The sequence below is a fragment of the Streptomyces sp. E2N166 genome, assembly GCF_003671715.1.
In the GTDB taxonomy this organism is placed as follows: domain Bacteria; phylum Actinomycetota; class Actinomycetes; order Streptomycetales; family Streptomycetaceae; genus Streptomyces; species Streptomyces thinghirensis.
Window position 1 is genome coordinate 1 of record NZ_RAIF01000022.1, and the last position, 3,337, is coordinate 3,337.

The 3,337-nt window shown below is 67.8% G+C and carries 5 protein-coding genes; 3 read left to right on the top strand and 2 right to left on the bottom strand.

The annotated features are described in order from the left end of the window. Positions 1 to 438 (bottom strand): single-stranded DNA-binding protein (locus EBH09_RS17815; RefSeq protein ID WP_153182678.1); only part of this gene is annotated, 438 nt, incomplete at its 3' end. A 77-nt stretch (positions 439 to 515) separates the two neighbouring features. Then, positions 516 to 806: a 30S ribosomal protein S6 gene (gene rpsF / locus EBH09_RS17820; RefSeq protein ID WP_003975025.1), complete on the bottom strand. Its 291-nt coding sequence runs from the start codon at positions 804 to 806 to the stop codon at positions 516 to 518. Positions 807 to 1,082: 276 nt separating this feature from the next. On the opposite strand from rpsF, the gene EBH09_RS17825 reads away from it, so the two are divergent. From EBH09_RS17825 to EBH09_RS17835, 3 genes are all read left to right on the top strand, one after another. Next, a complete protein-coding gene (locus EBH09_RS17825) occupies positions 1,083 to 1,388 on the top strand; it encodes a hypothetical protein (protein WP_121747994.1) in 306 nt (101 codons plus the stop codon). A 126-nt stretch (positions 1,389 to 1,514) separates the two neighbouring features. Further along, the gene (femX, locus tag EBH09_RS17830; RefSeq protein ID WP_121747995.1) at positions 1,515 to 2,636 is read left to right on the top strand and encodes a peptidoglycan bridge formation glycyltransferase FemX; all 1,122 of its coding nucleotides are present in this window, start codon (positions 1,515 to 1,517) and stop codon (positions 2,634 to 2,636) included. Positions 2,637 to 2,696: 60 nt separating this feature from the next. Continuing rightward, the coding region (locus tag EBH09_RS17835; protein ID WP_193776382.1) for an alanine racemase at positions 2,697 to 3,337 on the top strand (641 nt) is incomplete at its 3' end.

Consider the following 3,337-nt stretch of genomic DNA (forward strand, 5'->3'; position numbering starts at 1 on the left):
GCCGGGGCCGCCGCCCCAGCCGCCGCCGCCGCCACCGCCGCCGCCGTATCCGCCCTGACCTCCGCGGCCCTGGCCCGAGGTCTTCGTGACCTTGGCCGTGGCACTGCGCAGGCTGGCGCCGACCTCGTCGACGTCCAGCTCGTAGACCGTGCGCTTGACGCCCTCACGGTCCTCGTAGGACCGCTGCTTCAGCCGGCCCTGCACGATGACGCGCATGCCTCGCTGGAGCGACTCGGCGACGTTCTCCGCCGCCTGACGCCAGACCGAGCAGGTGAGAAAGAGGCTTTCGCCGTCCTTCCACTCGTTCGTCTGACGGTCGAAGGTGCGGGGGGTCGACGCGACACGGAACTTCGCGACGGCCGCACCGGACGGGGTGAAGCGCAGCTCGGGATCATCGACAAGATTGCCGATGACCGTGATGACGGTCTCGCCTGCCATGGGGGAACCTCTCGGCGGGTTTGCTGCTGGCTGCTTGTGCTGCTACTCGAATCCCGGGATCGGCTGAGCGGAAGGGCTCAGTGCATCTCGGGACGGAGGACCTTGGTCCGGAGGACCGACTCGTTCAGGTTCATCTGGCGGTCGAGCTCCTTGACGACCGCAGGCTCGGCCTGCAGATCGATGACCGAGTAGATGCCCTCGGGCTTCTTCTTGATCTCGTACGAGAGACGACGACGGCCCCAGGTGTCGACCTTCTCGACCTTTCCGCCGCCGTCACGGACGACAGAGAGGAAGTTCTCGATCAGCGGGGAGACAGAACGCTCCTCGAGATCGGGGTCGAGGATGACCATCACCTCGTAGTGACGCATGTGGAACCCACCTCCTTTGGACTCAGCGGCCACGGTCGTTCCGTGGCAGGAGGGTTGCGATGCGTTGGCACCGGTATCAACGAGTAAACCAGGACCCACTGACAATCGGGCCTCCTCCGAGGAAGCGGCCCGGCCGTGGATGGCAGCAGACACCAGTGCAGAAGGTACAGAGTACCCGGCCACCCGCTTGCGGTTGAAATCCGGCTGTGAGGGGACACAATCGGTACTCAGCGGATGTGAGGGCCACGACACACTGCCTTCGGCAGGAGGTTCCCCATGGCACAGATCATGCGACCCGCCAAGCCCCGGACCGGCCTGCTGGCCACCGACGGCAAAGCTCACCCCCTTCAGGACACGCTGCTGGCCGTGGGCCTGGTCCTGGCCGTGCTCGCCCTGGCCACCGCGAGCTTCCGCGGGCTTCACGTCCTGACCTCCTGGGCAGGTCTGCTGGGTGTCCTGACCGCCGGATACGGCCAGCTCATCTCGGTGACGACGCGCGAGCGCTTCGGCCTGGTACTGGCGCTGGGAGGCTCCGCACTCGGCCTGTTCTTCGGCATCAGTCACGGTGGGTTCTTCGGCTGAGCCCGGCCACCGCAGACCCCCTTCCACCCGTACGCCGGACGGGGCGCTCACAGGGCGCAGTAGGCTTCGCGCGAGAGCCGGAGCCCCTGTACCCATGGGGACACACCAGCCCGAGGAGCGCCCCGAATGAGCCTGACCCTGAGGACCATCAGTCGCGAGCAGCATCTGGCCTACATCCAGAGCCTGCCGGCGGCGAGTCACATGCAGGTCCCGGCATGGGCAGACGTCAAGGCGGAATGGCGCTCGGAGAACCTCGGCTGGTTCGACGACCGGACCGGTGAGCTGGTGGGCGTGGGGCTCGTCCTGTACCGGCAGCTGCCCAAGATCAAGCGGTACCTCGCCTACCTCCCCGAGGGCCCGGTCATCAACTGGTACGCGCCGAACCTCCAGGACTGGATGGAGCCCATGCTGGCGCACCTCAAGCAGCAGGGCGCCTTCTCGGTGAAGATGGGCCCGCCCGTGATCATCCGGCGCTGGGACGCCACGTCCATCAAGAAGGGCATCCAGGACCCCGATGTCAAGCGCCTGCGCGACATAGAGGCCGACCACATCGAGCCGCGCGCCTTCGAGGTGGCCGACAAGCTGCGTCGTATGGGCTGGCAGCAGGGCGAGGACGGCGGCGCCGGCTTCGGCGACGTACAGCCCCGCTACGTCTTCCAGGTGCCGCTGGCCAACCGCTCCCTGGAAGAGGTCCACAAGAACTTCAACCAGCTGTGGCGCCGCAACATCAAGAAGGCCGAGAAGGCCGGCGTCGAAGTGGTGCAGGGCGGCTACCACGACCTCGAGGAGTGGCAGCGCCTGTACGAGATCACGGCCGTGCGCGACCACTTCCGGCCGCGCCCGCTGTCGTACTTCCAGCGCATGTGGGCGGCCCTCAACAACGAGGACCCCAACCGCATGCGGCTGTACTTCGCCCGGCACAACGGGGTGAACCTGTCGGCGGCGACCATGCTGGTCGTCGGCGGGCACGTCTGGTACTCCTACGGCGCCTCCGACAACATCGGCCGCGAGGTCCGGCCCTCGAACGCGATGCAGTGGGCCATGCTCCGCGACGCCTACGCCCTGGGCGCCACCGTCTACGACCTGCGCGGTATCTCGGACTCGCTGGACGAGAGCGACCACCTCTTCGGCCTGATCCAGTTCAAGGTCGGCACGGGCGGGCAGGCGGCCGAGTACCTCGGCGAGTGGGACTTCCCACTGAACAAGCTGCTCCACAAGGCGCTCGACATGTACATGTCGCGCCGCTGACCCACAGCTCACCCCCAACCCGCACCTCTGACAGCCACGAGAAAGGTCCCAGGTCCGGCCATGGCGCTCACCCTCTACGTCGACACCGCGCGCTGGCGGGCGCATCACAAGCACGTGCAGGAGCAGTTCCCCGGGCTCGTCCCGGTCTGCAAGGGCAACGGCTACGGCTTCGGGCACGAGCGGCTGGCGGAGGAGGCCACGCGGCTGGGCTCGGACGTACTGGCCGTCGGCACGACGTACGAGGCCGCCCGGATCAAGGACTTCTTCGGCGGTGACCTGCTGGTCCTGACGCCGTACCGGCGCGGCGAGGAGCCCGTACCGCTGCCCGACCGCGTCGTGCGCTCGGTGTCGTCCATCGACGGCGTGTACGGCCTCGTGGGCGCACGTGTGGTCATCGAGGTGATGTCCTCGATGAAGCGGCACGGCATCAGCGAGCAGGACCTGCCGCAGCTGCACGCCGCCATAGAGAACGTCCGGCTGGAGGGCTTCGCCATCCACCTGCCGCTGGACCGTACCGACGGCTCGGACGCCGTCGAGGAGGTCATCGGCTGGATGGACCGCCTGCGTGCGGCCCGGCTGCCGCTGCACACGATGTTCGTCAGCCACCTCAAGGCGGACGAACTCGCCCGGCTCCAGCAGCAGTTCCCGCAGACCCGCTTCCGCGCCCGGATCGGCACCCGGCTGTGGCTGGGCGACCACGA

Bases quoted from the DNA above. Each gene is read 5' to 3' on its own strand.
- rpsF (WP_003975025.1), bottom strand. From the start codon at position 806: ATGCGTCACTACGAGGTGATGGTCATCCTCGACCCCGATCTCGAGGAG.
- femX (WP_121747995.1), top strand. From the start codon at position 1,515: ATGAGCCTGACCCTGAGGACCATCAGTCGCGAGCAGCATCTGGCCTAC.
- EBH09_RS17825 (WP_121747994.1), top strand. From the start codon at position 1,083: ATGGCACAGATCATGCGACCCGCCAAGCCCCGGACCGGCCTGCTGGCC.